The organism is Cupriavidus gilardii (genome assembly GCF_008801915.1).
GTDB classification, from domain to species: Bacteria; Pseudomonadota; Gammaproteobacteria; order Burkholderiales; family Burkholderiaceae; genus Cupriavidus; species Cupriavidus gilardii.
In genome coordinates this window covers 21,918-40,974 of sequence record NZ_VZOV01000007.1, presented here as the reverse complement: position 1 = coordinate 40,974, position 19,057 = coordinate 21,918, and the positions used below count along the sequence as shown (strand labels likewise).

15 protein-coding genes are annotated in these 19,057 nt (G+C 68.7%); 10 read left to right on the top strand and 5 right to left on the bottom strand.

All coding sequences use genetic code 11. From position 1 onward, the window contains the following. Positions 1 to 7: 7 nt before the first annotated feature. Positions 8 to 502 (top strand): MarR family winged helix-turn-helix transcriptional regulator, encoded by a 495-nt coding sequence (locus tag F7Q96_RS11050; RefSeq protein WP_053823312.1) that lies wholly within the window; start codon positions 8 to 10, stop codon positions 500 to 502. Positions 503 to 553: 51 nt separating this feature from the next. On the opposite strand, the gene F7Q96_RS11045 is transcribed toward F7Q96_RS11050, so the two are convergent. Continuing rightward, the gene (locus F7Q96_RS11045) at positions 554 to 2,887 is read right to left on the bottom strand and encodes a xanthine dehydrogenase family protein molybdopterin-binding subunit (RefSeq protein WP_053823313.1); all 2,334 of its coding nucleotides are present in this window, start codon (positions 2,885 to 2,887) and stop codon (positions 554 to 556) included. A gap of 148 nt (positions 2,888 to 3,035) precedes the next feature. Between F7Q96_RS11045 and F7Q96_RS11040 the strand changes: the two genes are divergently transcribed. Further along, complete coding sequence (locus F7Q96_RS11040; protein ID WP_053823314.1) at positions 3,036 to 3,836, top strand: TetR/AcrR family transcriptional regulator; 801 nt, start codon at positions 3,036 to 3,038, stop codon at positions 3,834 to 3,836. A 40-nt stretch (positions 3,837 to 3,876) separates the two neighbouring features. Here the strand turns inward: F7Q96_RS11040 and F7Q96_RS11035 are convergent, their stop codons facing one another. From F7Q96_RS11035 to F7Q96_RS11020, 4 genes are read right to left on the bottom strand one after another with little or no spacing between them, the layout of a single operon-like run. After that, entirely contained in the window at positions 3,877 to 4,509 is a 633-nt protein-coding gene (locus tag F7Q96_RS11035; RefSeq protein WP_053823315.1) for an N-carbamoylsarcosine amidohydrolase, read from the bottom strand. 1 nt (position 4,510) lies between these two features. Further along, the gene (locus F7Q96_RS11030; protein ID WP_053823316.1) at positions 4,511 to 5,590 is read right to left on the bottom strand and encodes a M29 family metallopeptidase; all 1,080 of its coding nucleotides are present in this window, start codon (positions 5,588 to 5,590) and stop codon (positions 4,511 to 4,513) included. Positions 5,591 to 5,633: 43 nt separating this feature from the next. Beyond that, positions 5,634 to 6,464, bottom strand: coding sequence for an alpha/beta fold hydrolase (locus tag F7Q96_RS11025; protein WP_053823317.1), 831 nt, complete (start codon positions 6,462 to 6,464; stop codon positions 5,634 to 5,636). A 13-nt stretch (positions 6,465 to 6,477) separates the two neighbouring features. Further along, positions 6,478 to 7,230 carry a maleate cis-trans isomerase family protein gene (locus F7Q96_RS11020; protein ID WP_053823318.1) on the bottom strand — a complete coding sequence of 251 codons (753 nt, stop codon included), beginning with the start codon at positions 7,228 to 7,230 and terminating at the stop codon, positions 6,478 to 6,480. 339 nt (positions 7,231 to 7,569) lie between these two features. Between F7Q96_RS11020 and F7Q96_RS11015 the strand changes: the two genes are divergently transcribed. The 8 genes from F7Q96_RS11015 to F7Q96_RS10980 all read left to right on the top strand — a co-directional run bounded on the left by F7Q96_RS11015 (position 7,570) and on the right by F7Q96_RS10980 (position 19,013). After that, a complete protein-coding gene (locus F7Q96_RS11015) occupies positions 7,570 to 8,742 on the top strand; it encodes an FAD-dependent monooxygenase (RefSeq protein WP_053823319.1) in 1,173 nt (390 codons plus the stop codon). A gap of 128 nt (positions 8,743 to 8,870) precedes the next feature. Beyond that, positions 8,871 to 9,380 carry a (2Fe-2S)-binding protein gene (locus F7Q96_RS11010; protein WP_151022637.1) on the top strand — a complete coding sequence of 170 codons (510 nt, stop codon included), beginning with the start codon at positions 8,871 to 8,873 and terminating at the stop codon, positions 9,378 to 9,380. Continuing rightward, on the top strand, positions 9,377 to 12,451 hold the full coding sequence (locus tag F7Q96_RS11005; RefSeq protein ID WP_170265921.1) for a cytochrome c: 3,075 nt from the start codon (positions 9,377 to 9,379) through the stop codon (positions 12,449 to 12,451). The genes F7Q96_RS11010 and F7Q96_RS11005 overlap by 4 nt, the downstream gene beginning before the upstream one ends. Before the next feature lie 172 nt (positions 12,452 to 12,623). Beyond that, a complete protein-coding gene (locus F7Q96_RS11000) occupies positions 12,624 to 13,934 on the top strand; it encodes an MFS transporter (protein WP_053823320.1) in 1,311 nt (436 codons plus the stop codon). Positions 13,935 to 14,168: 234 nt separating this feature from the next. Next, on the top strand, positions 14,169 to 15,170 hold the full coding sequence (locus tag F7Q96_RS10995; protein WP_053823321.1) for a tripartite tricarboxylate transporter substrate binding protein: 1,002 nt from the start codon (positions 14,169 to 14,171) through the stop codon (positions 15,168 to 15,170). A gap of 51 nt (positions 15,171 to 15,221) precedes the next feature. Beyond that, entirely contained in the window at positions 15,222 to 16,016 is a 795-nt protein-coding gene (locus tag F7Q96_RS10990; protein WP_053823322.1) for an enoyl-CoA hydratase/isomerase family protein, read from the top strand. A gap of 3 nt (positions 16,017 to 16,019) precedes the next feature. Beyond that, on the top strand, positions 16,020 to 18,122 hold the full coding sequence (locus tag F7Q96_RS10985; RefSeq protein ID WP_151022635.1) for an acetate--CoA ligase family protein: 2,103 nt from the start codon (positions 16,020 to 16,022) through the stop codon (positions 18,120 to 18,122). An 84-nt stretch (positions 18,123 to 18,206) separates the two neighbouring features. Next, positions 18,207 to 19,013, top strand: coding sequence for an IclR family transcriptional regulator (locus F7Q96_RS10980; protein WP_053823323.1), 807 nt, complete (start codon positions 18,207 to 18,209; stop codon positions 19,011 to 19,013). Positions 19,014 to 19,057: the final 44 nt, after the last annotated feature.

The following is a 19,057-nucleotide window of genomic DNA, read 5'->3' as shown; positions in this document are numbered from 1 at the left end:
CCTACCGATGCCGCCACGCAAAGTGTCCACCTCGTCATCCAACAAGAACAAGACGCCGGTCCCTTCCTACGATTTCACCGATCAGGTCGGCCACCTGCTGCGGCGGGCCTATCAGCGGCATGTCGCGATCTTCCAGCAGACCATTCCCGATTCGCAGCTGACCGCGGCGCAGTTCGTCGTGCTGTGCGCGGTCAAGGAGCGGCAGTCGTGCTCGCTCAGCGAGATCGTGCGCGCCACGGCGATCGATCAGGCCACGGTGCGCGGCATCATCGAACGGCTGAAGGCGCGCGAGCTGATCGCGGTGTCGCATGACCCGAGCGACCGGCGCAAGGTGGTCGTCACCGTCACGCCGGCGGGGTTGGCGCTGATCGACCAGACCATTCCGTTCGCGCACCAGATCACCGAGCAGACCTTCGGCGACCTCAATCCCGCCGAGCGCGTCGCGATCACCTATCTGCTCAAGAAGATGAGCGAGTTCGACGAGCGGGAGTCCGGGTCATAACGCGCGATCGCCAAGGTAGTCGTTCCCGCGCCGGGGGGAACGCAGCGGCTTTCAATCGGCCACCGCTTCCGTTTCCGCCAACGCCGCCCGCACCGACTCCGGCGTAAACGGCGGCCGGCGCAGCCGCAGGCCGGTGGCATCGAACAGCGCATTGGCCAGTGCCGGCGCGCCCGGCAGCGAGGCGGACTCGCCGGCGCCCAGCGGCGCCTCGTGCTGGCGAGGCATCAGCACCACCGTAATCGGCGGCAGCTCCGGGAAGGTCAGCAGCGGATAGCTGCCCCATTCGCGGCTGGCGACGCCGTCGCGATCGAAACGGACCTGCTCCTTCAACGCGCGGCTGAGGGTCTGCACCACATTGCCATGCACCTGATGGCGGACGCCGTCCGGGTTGACCATCATGCCGGTGTCCTGGCCCACCACCACGCGCAGCACGCGAATGCTGCCGCTGTCGGGCTCGACCTCCAGATCGACGATCCACGCCGACCAGGCAGCGCCGAAGCCGGGAAACTTGCTGTGGATATAGCGGGCATAGGCGATGCCGCGGCCGCGCAGCTTGCCATCGGCATCGGGGATGCCGCGCGTACCGCGCTGGCCATCGCGCCACAGCGCTTCCTCGCCGACGGCGCGCAGCAGGTCCGCCGCTCGTTCGTCGCGAAGGTGGCGCAGCCGAAAGGCCAGCGGGTCCGCGCCCGCCTCGTGCGCGAGTTCGTCGATGAAGCACTCATGCGCGAAGGTATTGGGCAGCGCCGACACGCCGCGCAGCCAGGCGGCGCGAACGATGGCCGGCGTATCGTCGCAGGCGATGTGCACTTGCGCGTAGTCGTAGGGCGGCACCGCGGTGCGGTCGCCCATCTCCAGCATGCGCGGCGCCGGATCGATTCTGCCGGTCAGCAGCAGCGCCAGCGTCGGCGCGTCGTTCGACGGATAGCGGCTGACGAAGTCGTAGCCCAGCAGCGCGCCGCCGGCGCCGAGTGTGCCCTGCACGTCCATCAGTTGGGCGGCGCCCTTGGGTTCCCACAGATGTTCCTGTTCGCGCGACAGCTGCACGCGCACCGGCCTGCCCACCGCGCGGGACAGCAGCACGGCGTCGGCGCAGACGTCGTCCGCGCAGTTGCGGCCATAGCAGCCCGCCGCTTCCATCCGCACGATCTCGATCCGGCCTTCGTCGAGGCCGGTCAGGCGCGCCAGGTCGATGCGCAGCACATGGGGGTTCTGCGTGCCGGACCAGACCGTCAGCCCGCCGCCGTCCGCATCGCCGCGCCCTTCATCGCGCCCTTCATCTCGCCAGTGGGCCACGCCGCAGGAGGGCCCGATCGACGCGTGCATCTGGTAGGGCCATACATAGCCGCGCTTCAGCGTGGCGGCGCCTTGCCGCGGCGGCGGTGCGGCCTCGCCCTCGGCGCGCAGCTCGCGCCGTTTGGCGGGGTTCGCACGCAGCGCCGGTTCGGGGTCGTCCAGCCGCGGCAATGGCGGCGCGGCCTGCCAACGCACACGCAGCCGGCGCGCCGCTTCGATCGCCTGCTCCTCGCGCTGCGCGACCACGCCGACGAAATCGCCGATCGTCACGACCTCGACCACGCCCGGCACGTCGCGGATCGAGTCGCGATCCACCGAGATCAGGCTGCGCCCCACGAAGTCGCCGGCATCGCGCCCCGCATACGGGGGACGGATCACGCGTCCATGCAGCATGCCGGGCACGCGCACGTCATGGACGAAGGTCAGCGCGCCGGTGGCCTTGGCCGGAATATCGACGCGCGGCGCGGCCTTGCCGACCACGCGATAGGCGCTGGCCGGCTTGGTCGCGATCTCGTCGGCAAGCGGCAGTTCGATGTGCTCGTCGCCGAGCAGGGCGCCGTAGGCCAGGCCCGCTTCGGCAGGCGTATCGCTGGCCGGGCTGCCCGGCTGACGGACACGAATGCGGCCGTCGTCGACGACCAGGCTGTCGACGCTCGCACCGAGGCGCTCGGCGGCACGCGCCACCAGGAACGCGCGCGCCTGCGCCGCGGCACGCCGCAGCGGTTGCGCGGAAATCTGGATCGTCGCGCTGGCGATGGTCGGGCCCTGGTTCGGCGTGGCATCGGTATGCCCGAGCACCATGCGCACCGAAGCGAGCGGTACGTCAAGTTCCTCGGCGACGATCTGCGCGAGCGCCGTGCGGATACCCGTGCCGAGATCGACGTGGCCATTGAAGGCCAGCACCTCGCCGTCCGCGCGCACGGCGACGAAGACATCCGGCAGCGCCGGTACATGGTCGGACGCGGCGCCGGGTTGGCCGGGTGCGGGTTTGGGCGCCGCCTGCGCGGGGCGCGTGATCAGCAGCACGCCGCGGGCCTGCGCCAGCGCCATTCTCAGGGCGCGCGGTGAATCATCGTCGTGCATCGGCATTGGCTTCGTTTCCCTTCGATGGCGGCTGTGCCGCCAGGATGTCGACATGGCCAGCGCGGCGCCGCGCGGCCCGCGAGGCGTGCGGCCTCCCGCACCTTCGACAGTTATACTGGCAGCTTCGCAACGCCAGATCCTCGCAACCGACGACATGACCACCGCGACGGCAAGAACCAGGGCAGCGGCCGGCACGCGGGCCCGGCAAGCCCAGGATACGCGCGCCAAGATCCTCAAGGCGGCCATCAAGGTCTTCGCCGAGCGCGGCTACGACGGTGGACGGGTCGAGCGCATCTCGTCGCTCGCCAAGACCTACGACCGGATGATCTACTACTACTTCGGCAGCAAGGAAAAGCTGTTCGTCGAAGTGCTCGAGACCATCTACACGCAGTTGAACGAGGCCGAGCAGGGCCTCGAGCTCGACCCGGAAAATCCGGTGCGCGCGCTGATGCAGCTGACCGATTTCGTCTGGCATTACTATCTGGACCATCCCGAGTTTGTCGCGATCCTGACCAGCGAGAATATCAGCCAGGGCCGGCATGCGAAGAAGTCGGGCCGGCTCAAGGAAATCTCCAGCTACGCGCTGTCGGTGCTCGACGGCGTGCTCGAGCGCGGCAAGGCCAGCGGCCATTTCCGCGCCGAGGTGCGCGCCCGGGACATCTATCTGGTGATCGCCTCGCTGGGCTACTTCTACAACTCGAACCATCACACGCTGAGCGCCTTCCTCGGCGAGCCGATGATGAGCAAGCCCGCGCTCGAGCACTGGCGCGACGTGATGCAGCACACCGTGCTGAACGCGGTCTGCCGGCCTGCCATTGCCGCGGAGCAGGCCGATGCGGTGGAACTGCCGGCGGCATCGCGCCCGGCCAAGGCCGCGCGCAAGGCGGCACGCAAGACAGCGAACAAGACCGCGAGCAAGAGCGGACCGAGCGCCCGCGTGGCGACGGCCGGCTGAAGCGGGGCGCATCGGCGGTCTCCGTCGGCGCGTCGAAGCCTTAGCGATCCCGCCCGGCAGCGATTGCCGCCAGCGCCTCGTCGCGCGGCATCACGGTGGCGTACTTCTGCTCCATATCGAACAGATTGGCCTGATGCGGGCCCAGTGCGCGATCGCCGACGCAATCGGACAGCACCAGCGGGCGGAAGCCATGCGACATCGCGTCGACCACGCTGGCGCGCACGCAGCCGCTGGTCACGCAGCCCGCCACCAGCAGCGTGCGCACGCCCCGGTGCGCCAGCCAGGCCGCCAGCGAGGTGCCGAAGAACGCCGACGGCACCGTCTTGCGCACCACCAGCTCGCCGTCGCGCGGCGCCAACTCGGGCACGATCGCGCTGTCGTGGCTCGCCTCCTTCAGCGTCAGCATGCCCGGCACCTTCTGCGTGAAGACATTGCGGTCGGCGTCGTCGTCGGCAAAGACGATGCGCGTATGCGCGACCGGCCAGCCTTGTTCGCGCGCCGCGGCCAGCAGCGGCCCGGTGTTGGCGATCGCCTGCGGAATATTGCCGCCGCCGAACACCGCCGGATCGGCAAAGCCGTTGACGAAATCGATGATCAGCAGGCCGAACGGCGCGGCGATTTCCATGGTCGCGCCAAAGCCCTGGCGCTGGTACGTCGAGACTTCATCGTGCATGTCAGGCTCCATCGGTTCGATAGTCGAAGGCGTGCTGCACCGGGACGCCGCCATCCATCACGCGGCCACGCTCGACCACGGTCTCGCCATCGAGGCTGACGGTGCAGTGGCGCACCGGGATGTCGATGTGGCAGGCGGTGGTGCGGCTGCCGCCGGCCTCGTTGTTCGGACCGAACGAGCACAGGAAATTGCCTTCATAGGCGCGCGCGTCCATGCCGATGGTCGCCTCGCGGTCGTACATCGCCAGCGTGGACCAGCGCGCGCGCGGCTGCAGGCCCCAGCCGATGTGCGACATCGCATAGGCTTCCGGGTCATGGAACGAGGCCATGTAGTCGGCCAGCAGCTCGGCGTCGAGCTCGCCGTCGATCGACGTGACATAGCCGTTCTCGACGGTGATATCGATCGGCGCCTGCAGATAGGACTTCATCGGCAGCAGGATGTCGCCGCGATCGAGCACGATGCGGCCGTTGGTGCCGCCCTCGTTGGGCCAGGTCAGCACGAAGCCGCTGGGCCAGTGGTCCCAGCGGCCGGGTTCGTCGACGAAGCCGTACTCGCTGATGGCCGGGAATTCGCCGAGCGCGCAGCGCAGATCGGTGCCCGCGTCGGAGACGATATGCATCTCGCGCGCGCGCGACAGCCGCGCGGTGGCCGCGCGCACGCGCGTGCGGTCCGCTTCGGTCGGCACCAGCCGCACCAGCACCTCGGGCGGCTCCACCGCCAGCAGGATTTTCGTGCCGGTGGCGAGGATCTCGTGCTGTTCTGGTGAGAACAGCAGCGTCATCAGGTCGAGCACCAGGTCGCTGGCCTTGAGCGCCGCGATCGCCGCCGGATTGCCGGTCAGCGGCGTGGTGCCCAGGTACGCCAGCGAATCGCGGCTCAGCGCCTTGTCGGCATTGACAGGCGGCAAATCGAGCCGATTGACGATGGCGCCCATCGACGAGGCCGCCAGCAGCGCGGTGCGCATCGTCTGCGGATGCGTGGCGGCGCTGGTCAGCACCGTGACGCTCTGGCCCGGCTGCAGCTTCGACAGCGTCAGCACCTGCTTCCAGGCCTGCGTCAGATCATGATCGCTTACCGGCATGCGTTCTCCTTGCTCGGTGAATCGGTGAAGGTTGGCGGGGCGCTCATGGCTGCAGCGGCGCGCCCAGGAAATCGCCGAAGGCGCGATAGAACCCGGCCTCGTCGTCCCACGGAATCATGTGGCCGGCATCGGGCACGCGCGCCACTTGCAGCTGCGGCATCAGGCCGCGGATTTCCTCGACATCCTCCGGGCGGATCACGTCGCCGCGGCCCGCGACCATCAGCAGCGCCGGCACGGCGACATGCGGCATGTCGGCATGCACGTCGTCCTGGTGGAAGCCGTCGAAGCTGGCCACCACCGCGCGCTCGTCGCAGGTATGCAGCCATTCGGCACGCAGCCGCAATTGCGCCTCCGTCCAGGTCGGACAGAACGCGCGCATGCCTTCGGCATCGATGCCGCGGCGCGCCAGCCGGATCGAATCGACATACCAGGGCAGCTGCGAGGGATAGGGCCGGCGGCCTGGGCCGGACACCGGCGGGTCGATCATGGCCAGCCGCGCCAGGCCGGCCGGCCTGGCGCGCGCCGCCCGCAGGCCGATGCGCGCGCCCATCGAATGGCCGACCAGGCTGTAGCGCCGCAGGCCCAGTGCCTCGGCGAAGGCGATCACGTCGGCCGCCTGCGCATCGAGGCTGTAGTCCAGCGCATCGCCAGCCTCCGACAGGCCGCGGCCGCGCACGTCGAGCACATAGGTATCGAACTGGCGGCCGAAGCGTTCGCCGACGAAGCCCCAGGTGATGGCTGGGGAAGTGATGCCCGGCACGACGATGACCGGGTCGCGCGCATCGCGGCCCTCGCCCGGTCCGCCGTAGCGCAGATAGTGCTGACGGATGCCATTGGCCAGGACGTTGCCGCCGTACGGAAAGGATGCGGTCATGACGGCCCTCCGCTCAGTACGCGCCCGACAGCAGCGTGCCGCCGCCCGGCACCACCGCCTCCAGGTCCAGCGCCTTCAGCATCGCGTAGGTCGTCGCGATCGCGGCGGTGATCACCGGCTTGCCGGTCATCGCCTCGACCTTCTCGACCACCGGCAGCGAAGGCATCTGCACGCAGGCCGACAGCACCACGGCATCGACATCGCGCGTATTCATCTGCGCGACGATGGCGGGCAGGCGATTCGGGTCGTGGCGGCCCACCTCCAGGTTGTCCGGGATCTCCAGCGCGCGCCAGTCGACGACCTCGTAGCCCTCGTTCCGGATGTAGTCGACCACCAGCTCGGTCAGCGGCTTCATATAGGGCGCGACCAGCGCGATGCGTTTGGCGCCGATCATCTTCAGCGCGTTGACCAGCGCGCCGGCGCTGGTCACCACCGGCGCGGTGCCGTCGTTCTCGGCGGTGCGCGACTGCAGGCGCTCCTCCGACACGCGGTGATAGCCGCGCCCCATCGACATGATCGCCACGAGGCAGGCGTAGCCCAGCACGTCGACCCGCGCATCGCTGAGTTCGATCGCGCAGCGGTCCGATTCGGCGTCCATCGCGGCGAGCTCTTCCTTCTTGACCGTCTTCATCCGCATCCGGCTCGAATGGAAGGTGAACCGTTCCGGCCGCACCAACTGGCGCGCCGCGAGCATCGCGGGGATCTCGGTTTCCATGGTGGTGTTGGAGCTCGGCACGATCTGGCCGATCCGGAAGACTTTCTGCACTGTCGACTCCGTTTTGTCGGTAGAGGGGGGCGCCACGGCAAGCCGTCTCGCGTGTGTTGGACCATTGTAGTGTACACACTGTATTACGACAACCATCTCCAGCGCCGTGCCGCATGCACCATTTTAGTAAGTACTCAACGAACGAATGACGAGAATGGTGCGTGATTTCACGTATATGGCGCGCTGCATCGTTTCTAGCACCTCCATACCTAGGGATTACACCGAGTCGTCGCATTCCGTCTTTACGCACAAAAATATGGTGTGTACACTCAATTCCAATCGCTGGCCACGGCCGGCGCGAACCGTGTTGGATTGGAAGTGATGGCCAGGAGAAAAAACGTGCAAGGCAAACCTCGGATCGCCGTGATCGGTGCAGGACTGGGAGGAACGGCCGCGGCCGCGCTGCTGCAGCGCCAGGGTTTCAACGTCAGGCTGTATGAGCAGGCCCCGGCGTTCTCGCGGCTTGGCGCCGGCATCCATGTCGGGCCCAACGTGATGAAGATCATGCGCAGGATCGGCATCGAGGACGGACTCAACGCGATGGGCTGCCATCCTGACTACTGGTACAGCCGCGACTGGAAGACCGGCGAGGTGATCGCGCAGATCCCGCTCGGCGACTACGCGGTGTCCCATTACGGCGCCACCTATCTGACCGTGCACCGCGGCGACTTCCACGCGCTGCTGACCGATGCGGTCGCGCCCGGCACGCTGCTGTTCGACAAGAAGCTGACCCAGGTCGAGGATCTGGGCGACGTGGTGCGCCTGAGCTTTGCCGATGGCACCGTCGAGGAGGCCGACATCGTGATCGGCGCCGACGGCGTCAATTCGAAGATCCGCGAATCGCTGCTGGGCGCCGAGCCGCCCAAGTACACCGGCTATATCGCGCATCGCGCGGTGTTTCCGATCTCGCGCGTCAAGGGCTTTACGCACGAGCGCTGCACCAAGTGGTGGTCCGACGATCGCCACATGATGGTCTATTTCGATACCAGCAAGCTCGACGAGATCTACTACGTGACCGGCGTGCCCGAGCCCACGTGGGATATGAGCAAGAGCTGGCTGCCGAGCAGCGTCGAGGAGATGCGCGCGGCCTTCGATGGCTGGCACCAGGGCGTGCAGTCGCTGATCGAAGGCACGGTCGAGGTCACCAAGTGGCCGCTGCTCGAGCGCGACCCGCTGCCGCTGTGGAGCCGCGGCCGTCTGGTGCTGCTGGGCGACGCCTGCCATCCGATGAAGCCGCATATGGCCCAGGGCGCGGCGATGGCGATCGAGGACGCGGCGATGCTGACGCGCTGCTTCGTCGAAGCCGGGCTCGACGACTTCGGCACGACCTTTGCGTTGTACGAGGCGAACCGCGCCGAGCGCGCCAGCAGGGTGCAACGGGTCTCGCACGAAAACACCTGGCTGCGTACCAACGAGAATCCGGACTGGTGCTTCGGCTACGATGTGTTCGAGGTACCGTTGGTCGGGCCCGCCGCCGCCCCGGCGGCAGCCAGCGCGGCCGCCGCAGCCTGAGCGCAGGTCTTGCGCGGGTCCTCGGGCCCGCCGGTGCGGTCCGGCCGGCGCGGTCCGGCCGGAGATGAACCGTGAATCCCGGAGGCGCGGCAACCTCGCATTGCCGCCCCCATGCCAAGCCAGCCCCCATGAGCGTGTCCCGTTCCCCCAGCCAGCTCGCGCTGAACGTCAACCGCACCGAACGATCGGTCTGCGCCGACCTCGCGACGCCGCTGCTCTATATCCTGCGCAACGACCTGGAATGCAACGGGCCCAAGTATGGCTGCGGGCTGGGCCAGTGCGGGGCCTGCACGGTGCTGATCGACGGCGTGGCGGCGCGTTCGTGCGTGGTGCCGGTCAGGGCCGCGGTGGGGCACGCGGTGACCACGCTGGAAGGCCTTGCACAGGGCGAGCGGCTGGATCCGGTGCAGCAAGCCTTCATCGATGAACAGGCGGCCCAGTGCGGCTACTGCCTGAACGGCATGATCATGACCGCCAGGGCCTTCCTGTCGACGCAACCCGATCCCACCGACGAACAGATTCGCGAGGCGCTGCGCTTCAATCTGTGCCGCTGCGGCACGCATGTCGAGATCGTCCGCGCGGTCAAGCGCGCTGCGGTATTGCTGCGGCAGGCCGGCGAACAGGCGGAGCGGCGATGAACGATCTGGCACGGATGCCCGGCGGGGACATCGCCGAGGGAGCCGGCGTGGCCATGCCGGTCCCACCGCCCGCACGGGAGAAATGGCTGTTCGGCGAAGTCGTCCGGCCCCGTCATCCCCATGCCGCGACGCTGCGCCGGTTCGATGCCGAGGCGGCACGCGCGGTGCCCGATGTGGTCGCGGTGGTCGCGCGCGGCAGCTTCCTCGCCGTGGTGGCACGCTCGCCCGCGCGGGCGGCTGCCGGCGTGGCCGCGTTGCGTCCCGTATGGTCCGAAGCCGGCAGCCGTACCGACCAGCGTGTTCCGCGCCGGCGCCGCGTCCTCGCCTCGCATGGCGACGCAGCGGCGGCGCTGGCCGCGGCGCCCTTGCGACTCGAACAGGACTACCGCTGGCCCCTGGCCGGCATTGCCCCGCCTGCCGCCACCGCGATCGCGGATTGGAACGGAGGCGAGCTGCGGGTCTGGCTGCCGGACAGCCGCCCCGGTGCGCTGCGTGCCGAGCTGGCGAAGCTGCTGGAGATTGCCGAGGCGGCCGTCACGCTGATCTGCTGGCACGACGGTGCCGATATGGCGGATATGGCGGATATGGCCGATATGGCCGATATGGCGAAATTGGCCGGCATCGCTGGTGCGGCTGCGCGGGCCAGCGTGTCGCACCATGCGGCCGCCGATGCCGCGCTGCTGGCGCGGGCGGTCGGTGGACCGGTGCGGGTCCGCTTCGACGCGGCCGCGTTCGACGATGCCGCGGGATGGATCACGACCCGCATCGCGAGCGCGATGGCGACGGCCCGTGCCGAGCCGGATGGCGAGGCTGCCGCGTTCTCCGCCTACCAGGTCACCGCCACGGCGATGCCCGCGCAGGTTCGGCCGCTGGCCTCGATCCAGACCGGTACGCCGGCCGCGGTGTCCGATGTCGGCGGAGATGATGAGGCCGGGTTGGTGCCGCCGTATCGGATCGACCATCTCGAAGCGGTGTCGGGCGATACGGCGCCCACGGCCGCCGCCATCGCCATCCATCCCTCGGCGGCTGCCGTCGCGCAGGTGTTTGCGCGCGAATCGCATCTGGACGAGGCGGCCGCGCTGGCCGGCACCGATCCGGTTGCACTGCGCCTGAATCATCTGCAGGACGCGCGGGGCGCGGCGCTGGTTCGGCAGGTGCTGCGTCAGGCCGAGTGGCAGGCGCCTGCGCAGCGCTCTGTGTCCCGGGCCGCGTCGGGCGATACGTCGGCAAGCGTTCGCCGTGGTCGCGGCTTCGCCTACGCCAGCGTGCTCGATACCGATGGCGAGCAGCCGACGCAGAGCTGGGCGGCGTGGGTCGCCGATGTCGAGGTGGACGCGTTCAGCGGCGAAGTCAGCGTGACACGGGTCACGCTCGGTCACGACAGCGCGGTGTCCGCGCCCTCGCCGTCCCCCGGCGGAACGCGTGACGCTGCGCCGGCCTTGGAGCACGATATCGCCGAAGCGACACGGCGATTGACGGCACAGGCGCCGTCGTTCGACAACTGGGCGAAGGCGTCCCATCACGCCACCGCGCTCCCCGTCACGGCCGGCACGCTCGCGCCCGAGGTCCGCGTCGTCGGCGGCCTGACGACGACCGCGGGCCTGCGCGGCAGTGCCGCCGCGATGCTGCCCGCGGCCGCCGCGATCGCCAATGCGATCTTCGATGCCACCGGCGTGCGGCTGCGCGAGCCACCGTTCAGTGGCGAACGCGTTCGCCTGGCGCTCGCCGCGGAACGCGCCGAGGGCGCGCCCGCAAGGCGCAAGCGCAATTGGCTGCTCGCGGCCGGCGCCGCCATCGCGGGACTGTGCGCGACCGTGATGCCATGGCGATCGGCGATCGCACCCGTTGCACCGCCCGAGCCGGGTTTCTATTCCGCGGCGACGATCGAACGCGGCCGGCTGGTGGCGGCGGCCGGCGACTGCGCGGTCTGCCACACCGCGCCCAATGGCGCCAGCAATGCCGGCGGCCTGCCGCTCGAGACGCCGTTCGGCACGATCTACAGCACCAACATCACGCCCGATGTCGACACCGGCATCGGCAACTGGTCGTACGCCGCCTTCGAGCGCGCGATGCGCGAAGGCATCCATCGCGACGGACGCAGGCTGTACCCCGCCTTCCCCTATACCGCCTTCGCCAGGATCAGCGAGGGCGATATGCGCGCGCTGTATGCGTACCTGATGTCGGCCGAGCCGGTGCATGCGCCGGTGCCGAAGACCGAGCTGGCGTTCCCCTTCAATCTGCGGCCGCTGATGGCGGGCTGGAACCTGCTGTTCCATCGCAACGAGCCGTTCCGGCCCGACCCGTCGCGCTCGGTGCAATGGAATCGGGGTGCGTATCTGGCCGAAGGGCTGGGGCATTGCAGCGCCTGCCATTCGCCGCGCAATGCCTTCGGCGCCGAGAAGGGCGGCCGCGCCTACCTGACCGGCGGAGAGGCCGAAGGGTGGGACGCGCCGGCATTGACCTCGCTGTCGCGCGCGCCGATTCCCTGGACGGAGGAAGACCTGTTCCAGTATTTGCGCACCGGCTACGCCGCGCGCCATGGCGCGGCGGCCGGGCCGATGGCGCCGGTCGTCGAAGAACTCGCGCAATTGCCCGAGAGCGACGTCCGCGCGATCGCGCACTACGTCGCCTCGTTCAACGCGCCGCCGCCGGATGCCGCCGCGCTGGACCGGCAGGCGCGCGCGCTGGAGCAGCGCAGCGCGACGCTGGCCCGCTCGCTGGCCGGCCCCGCCGACCGGCTGTACCAGAGCGCCTGCGCGGTCTGCCATCAATCCGACCAGGGCGTGCCGATGTTTGGGGTCAAGCCGTCGCTGGCGCTGAACACCAATCTGCATGGCGACAAGCCGGACAACGTGATCCAGGCCGTGCTCAGGGGCATCCCGGCACCGCGGTTCAATGCGATGGGCGAGATGCCGGGCTTTGCCGACAGCTTCGATGACCGGCAGGTGGCCGAACTGGTGCATTACCTGCGGGCCCGTTTCGCACCGGACAAGCCGGCCTGGCAGGGCGTCGACGAGGCGGTGGCGCGAATACGCGGCAGCGTGTCCACCGCCGGACACGGCGCGCAATAAGTTCGACGAGGTCGCCGCACCAGCCAGCGCTCGCCAAGCCATTCCCGATCACGATGCAGCACGCACTGCATCGGACCCCTGTCACAGCGGCTCCGCACCTTGCGTCATCGCACGCCGAGGCGGGGACGGTGTTGACGCCAGCACCCAAAGGTAGACCAAGCAAGGAGCGAAGATGTCGTATCAGTACCCTCAAGGAACGGCCGGCGTGCTGGCCCCAACGACGGAACCGGATGTCTACCGCAAGGTGACATGGCGTCTGATTCCGTTCTTCTGTCTGTGCTATCTGGCCGCCTATCTGGACCGCATCAACGTCGGCCTGGCCAAGCTGCAGATGCTCGACGACCTGAAGTTCAGCGAGACCGTCTACGGCCTGGGTGCCGGCCTGTTCTTCGTCGGCTATATCCTGTTCGAGGTGCCGAGCAACCTGGTGCTGCAGAAGGTCGGCGCGCGTATCTGGATCGCCCGCATCATGGTGACCTGGGGCCTGCTGTCGGGCGCCACGATGTTCGTCACCACGCCCACGCAGTTCTATATCCTGCGATTCCTGCTGGGCGCGGCCGAAGCGGGCTTCCTGCCCGGCGTGCTGCTGTATCTGACCTACTGGTATCCCACGCATCGCCGCAGCAAGATCATTGCGCTGTTCATGATCGGGCTGCCGCTGGCCAGCATGATCGGCAGTCCGATCTCGGGCTGGATCATGACGGCGTTTGCCGGAGTCTATGGCTATGCCGGCTGGCAATGGCTGTTCTTCCTCGAGGCGCTGCCCTCGGTGCTGCTGGGCGTGATGGTGTTCTTCTATCTGCCCAACAACATCGACTCGGCGAAATGGCTCGATGCCGCCGAGAAGCGCACGCTGCAACGCAATCTGCAAGCGGACGTGCTGGTCGAGAACCAGCATTCGCTGAAGGCCGCCTTCACCGATCGTCGCGTCTGGATGCTTGGGGTGATCGACATGTGCCTGCTGATGGGGACGTACTCGATCGGCTTCTGGATGCCGACCATCATCCGCGATTCCGGCGTTGCCAGCCCGCTGCATATCGGCCTGCTGACCGCGATTCCGCATGCCGTGGCGGTGGTTGCCATGCTGATCAACGGCGCACACTCGGACCGGACGCGCGAACGCCGCTGGCATATCGTGGTGCCGGTGCTGTTCGGCGCCTTCGGCCTCGTCGCCAGTACCTTCGTCACCGGCCATACCGGCGCGACACTGGCGCTGCTGACGCTGGCCAACGTCGGCATCGTCGCCACGTTCCCGGTGTTCTGGTGCCTGCCGTCGACCTTCCTCAGCGGTACCGCGGCGGCCGCCGGCATTGCGCTGGCCTGTTCGATCGCCAACCTCGGCGGGTTTGCGGCGACCTATCTGCTGGGCTGGATGAAGGACACGTTCCATAGCCCGAGCGCCGGCCTGATCCTGTTCGCGGTGTGCCTGCTGGGCAGCTGCCTGCTGGTGCTGGCGATGCCCGCGAAGACGGTCAACCGATAGGCGCGCGGCAACGTTGGCCGGGCCGCCGCGGCACGCCCCGCCCGGCGAAGGTTGTCGACCTCGCCGGGCTTTTTCATGTCTGGCGATGTCCGCCGCGAACGATGCCATCGTTCCATGCAGTGGAATTTCGGGGGTGTGAACCAGCGTTGCAGGCCCTAAGCTGTCACCAACAAGAAAGCGCGCCGGCGCGGTCGGTCCGACCGCCGAGGCGCTCCCATCTTCAGGAGACAGACCATGCATTGCACCCGCACCGGATTCTTCCGACGTCTTGCCATCGCCGCCGCCGCCATCCCGTTGTCGATCGCGGCCACGGCCCCGTCCTCGGCGTGGGCGGCCTTCCCCGACAAGCCGATCCGCATGGTCGTGCCGTTTGCCCCCGGCGGCGGCACCGATCTGATCGCGCGCGCCATGGGCGTCACGATGAGCGAGGACCTCGGCCAGCCGGTGATCATCGACAACAAGCCCGGCGGCGGCACCATCATCGGCACCGAGGCGGTCGCCAAGAGCGCGCCCGACGGCTACACGCTGGTAATGGCCACCATTGCCCATGCCGTCAATCCGAGCCTGCACCGCAAGCTGCCGTTCGACACCGACAAGGCATTCACGCCGGTGATGCTGGTGGGCCGCTCGCCCAATGTGCTGGTGGTCAAGCCCGACAGCCCGATCAAGACGGTGCAGGACCTGATCGCCGCCGCGCGGGCGAAGCCGGGCAAGCTCAACTATGCATCGCAGGGCGCCGGCACTTCCGCGCACCTGGCCGGCGAGCTGTTCAAGAGCATGGCGAAGGTGGACCTGATCCATATCCCCTATCGCGGTGCCGGCCCGGCGATCACCGATCTGCTCGGCGGCCAGGTCGACATGATGTTCGCCACGGCGGCCGCGGTGGCGCCGCACCTGGAGAGCGGCAAGCTGCGCGCGGTCGCGGTGACCACTGCCCAGCGCTCGCAAGCCCCGGGCCTCAGCAAGGTGCCGACGATTGCCGAGAGCGGCGTGCCGAACTACGCCGCCGACAGCTGGTATGGCCTGTTCGCCCCCGCCGGTACGCCGCCGGCGGTGATCGCCCGGCTGAACGAGGCGGCAAAGAAGGCCGTGCAGACGGAGTCGTTCCGCAAGCGGGCCGAGCAGGAAGGCCTGAACATCGGCGGCGGCACGCCGGAGGAATTCGGCCGCTACGTCAAGGGCGAAAGCCAGCGCTGGAGCAAGCTCGTCAAGCAGGCCAACATCACGGTCGACTGAGCGCGGCCGGACAACGAGACAACGAGACAACGAGGCAACGAGAACAGGATCATGGACCAATATTCCCTTATCGAGCTGCGGGTGGAATCGGGCATCGCGCTGATCACCTTCAACCGCCCGGACAAGCGCAATGCGATGAGCGACGACATGCGTGCCGAGTTCATCGACGCCCTCGAACGCGTGGCGGCCGACAAGGCGATCCGGGCGCTGGTGCTCACCGGCAACGGCAAGGGCTTCTGCGCCGGTGGAGACGTGGCTGGCATGCAGCGCCGCATGGAAGCGCCGCCGGGCGAAGTGGCCTTCAACGGCTGGAGCCGCCAGCAGCGCGTGCATCACACCGTCAAGCTGCTGCATACGATGCCCAAGCCGACGATCGCCGCGGTCAACGGCGCAGCGGCCGGCCTCGGTGCCGATACCGCGCTGTGCTGCGATTTCGTGCTGGCCTCCGAGGCGGCTTCGTTCTCCTGGTCCTATATCAACCGGGGGCTGATTCCCGACGGCGGCGGCATGTATTTCCTGCCGCGCCGCGTGGGGCTGCCGACCGCCAAGGAACTGGTCTTCACCGGCCGCAAGGTCGATGCGCAGGAGGCCAAGGCGCTGGGTATCGCGGATCGCCTGAGCCAACCGGAGACGTTGATCGCCGACGCGCTGGCGTGGGCCAGGGAGCTAAGCCAGGGCTCGGCGACCGCGATCGCACTGGGCAAGAGCATCATCAACCAGTCCTTCGAGCTGCCGGCCGACCAGGTGTTCGCGCAGGGCAGCCAGGCGCAGGGCATCTGCTACACCAGCACCGAGCATCGCGAAGCCGTGCTGGCCTTCCTGAACAAGACCGCCAGCAAGGGCTGACCCATGAATGCGATCCAACGACTCGTCAGTCCGCGCAGCGTGGCGGTGATCGGTGCGTCGGCCGATCCTGCCAAGACGGCCGGCCGTCCGGTGTCCTACCTGCGCAAGCACGGCTTCGGCGGCGCGATCTATCCGGTCAACCCGAAGGTCGAATCGATCGACGGCTTGCGCTGCTATCCCGATATCGCGTCGCTGCCGGAGGTGCCGGACGTCGGCATCGTGCTGCTGGGCGCCGAGCGCGCGCATCTGGCGGTGCGCGAACTGGCCGACAAGGGGGCGGGCGCCGCCATCGTGCTGGCGAGCGGCTATACCGAGACCGGTGCCGAGGGTGCGCGGCGCCAGGCGCAGCTGATCGAGGCGGCCGGCAGCATGCGCCTGCTCGGCCCCAACACGATCGGCCTGGTCAATCTGACCGACAACATCCCGCTGTCGGCCAGCGGTGCGCTGGAAATGGACGCGTTTCCCGCCGGCAGTATCGGCGTGGTATCGCAAAGCGGGGGCATCCTCGGCGCGTTGCTGTCCCGCGCCGCGGCACGGGGCATCGGTCTTTCCAAGCTGATCTCCACCAGCAACGAGGTGGACCTGGACCTGGCCGACTTCATGGACTACCTGGCCGACGATGACGCGACGCGTGTGGTGGCCCTCTACATCGAAAGCGTGCGCAATCCCGCGGCGTTTCGCCGTGCGGCGCTGAAGTGCGCCCGTGCCGGCAAGCCGGTGGTCGCCTTCAAGATCGGTCGATCGGAGAGCGGCGCGCGCGCCGCGGTGTCGCATACCGGCGCGCTCGCCGGCGCCGACCGCATGTACGACGCGCTGTTCGAGCAGCTCGGCGTGATTCGCGCGCAATCGTTCTCGGACCTGCTGGACATCCCCGCGGCACTGGCCACTGGCCGCAGGCTGAAGGGCAAGCGCATCGCGATCCTGACCTCGACCGGCGGCGCGGGAACGCTGGTATCCGACAGCCTCGGCCTGGCCGGATTCGAGACGCCGCCGCCTGACGAAGACACCGCGCCGAAGCTGCGCGCGCTGCAGAAGGGCGACCATGCCGCCCTCGACCGCAATCCCATCGACGTCACGCTGGCGGGGCTGCAGCCCGACCTGCTGCGCGCGGCGATTCGCACGCTGCTCCACAGCAATGGTTACGACGCCGTGGCCGTCATCGTCGGTTCGTCGGGCGTGGCCATGCCGGACCTGATGGCCAATGCGATCGGCGATTGCCTGGCCGAGACCGACAAGCCGGTGGTCGCCTACGTCAGTCCGCATGCGCCGCAGGCGCTGGCGCTGCTGAACCGCAACGGCGTGCCCGCCTTTGCCGACCCGGAGGGCTGTTCCGTTGCGTTCGATGCGATGCTGCGCGCGGCACGGCTCCCAGCCGACGAGGACGCCGGTACCCCGGCGCTGCCGGCACCGCAACTCGATCGCTTCGGCACGGGTTCGCTCGACGAAGCGGCCGCAAAGGCGCTGTTCGCCGCCTTTGGCGTGCCGGTCGCGCGCGAGGTCGTGGTCGGCAATGGCGAGGAGGCGGCCGCCGCGGCGCGGTCGTTCGGCGGCAACGTCGTGCTGAAGATGCTGTCCGCGCAGATCACGCACAAGAGCGATATCGGTGGAGTCGCGGTCAATGTTCCGCCCGAGGGCATTGCCGCCCGGCTCGACCGCATGGCCGCCGACGTCCGCGGCGCGACCGGCAGCGCGCCGAAGCGCTATCTGGTGCAGGAAATGGTCAGGGACGGGGTCGAAGTCATTGTCGGCATGCACCGCGATGCGCTGGGCACGGCCATTCTGCTCGGCATGGGCGGCGTGACGGCGGAGCTGTTCGGCGACACCACGCTGCGGCTGCTGCCGGGAAATGGTGGACTGACGCGCGGCGCGGCGTTGCAGATGGTGCAGCGATTGAAAACCGCCCCGTTGCTGCAGGGCTTTCGTGGCCGGCCCCGCGCCGATGTCGATGCGCTGGCCGATGCGATCGTGTCGTTCTCGCGCATGGTGGCCACGCTGGGCGACAGCCTGGTGGAGGCCGAGATCAATCCGCTGTTCGTACTGCCGCAAGGGCAGGGCGTGGTCGCGGCGGACGGCGTGGCGGTACTGGCCGACGGCGACCGCCGCTGAGCGGCACCGGCATGGGCGACTCGGCGGCCGGCGTGCCACCCGGCCGCTATCATAGGCAGCCTTCCGCGATGCCCGACGTCGATCATGCCGAACAGCCTTCCCCAGCGCTCGCGAACCATGCCCGGTCAGGGCAAGGCGACGCCGAACCGGTCCCTGGAACGGGGCGTGGCGATCCTGCGCGCGTTCCGCGCCGGATCGTCGATGCTCGGCAACAGCGAGATTGCGGAGCGCACCGGGCTGTCGCGCTCGACGGTCAGCCGGCTGACCCAGACGCTGGTCGAGACCGGCATGCTGGACTACATCCCGCAAGCCCGTGCGTACCGGCTCGGTGTGCCGGTGCTCAGCATGGCGCACGCGATGCGGGACAGCTCCCAGGTCCTCAAGGTGGCCACGCCGATGATGGTGGACGTCGCGATGCGCCACCGCATCAATGTCGGCCTGGCCGTCGCCGATGGCGACGAGATGGTCTACCTCGAATCGTTCCGCTACAACCGCAGGCAATCGCTGCGTACCGTCGTGACGGGCCAGCGCATTCCGATGGCGCTGACGTCGCTGGGCCGCGCCCATCTGTCGACGCTGAGCCCCGACGATTTCGCCCGGATGATGGCGTCGTTCGCGAGCAAAGGCGGCGGCCGCGGCTGGCGCGAGCTGCGCAAGGAGATCGAGGCCGCGGTGGAGTCGGTGCATCGGCACGGCTACTGCGCGGCCTCGTGGCAGCCCCAGGTGGTGGCCCTGGCCACGCCGATGCGGTTCGACGGCTACGCGGTCCATGTGCTGAACGTCAGCGTTTCCGGGCAGCAGGACACGGCGGCTGCGCAGTCAGCACTGGCGGGGCCGCTGATGTCGCTGGCGGCGGCGATCGAACACGGAATGCGCGGCGTGCAGTGGTGAGAGGGCGGGCGGATTGTTTGCGCTGCCGATATACACTCGTCGCG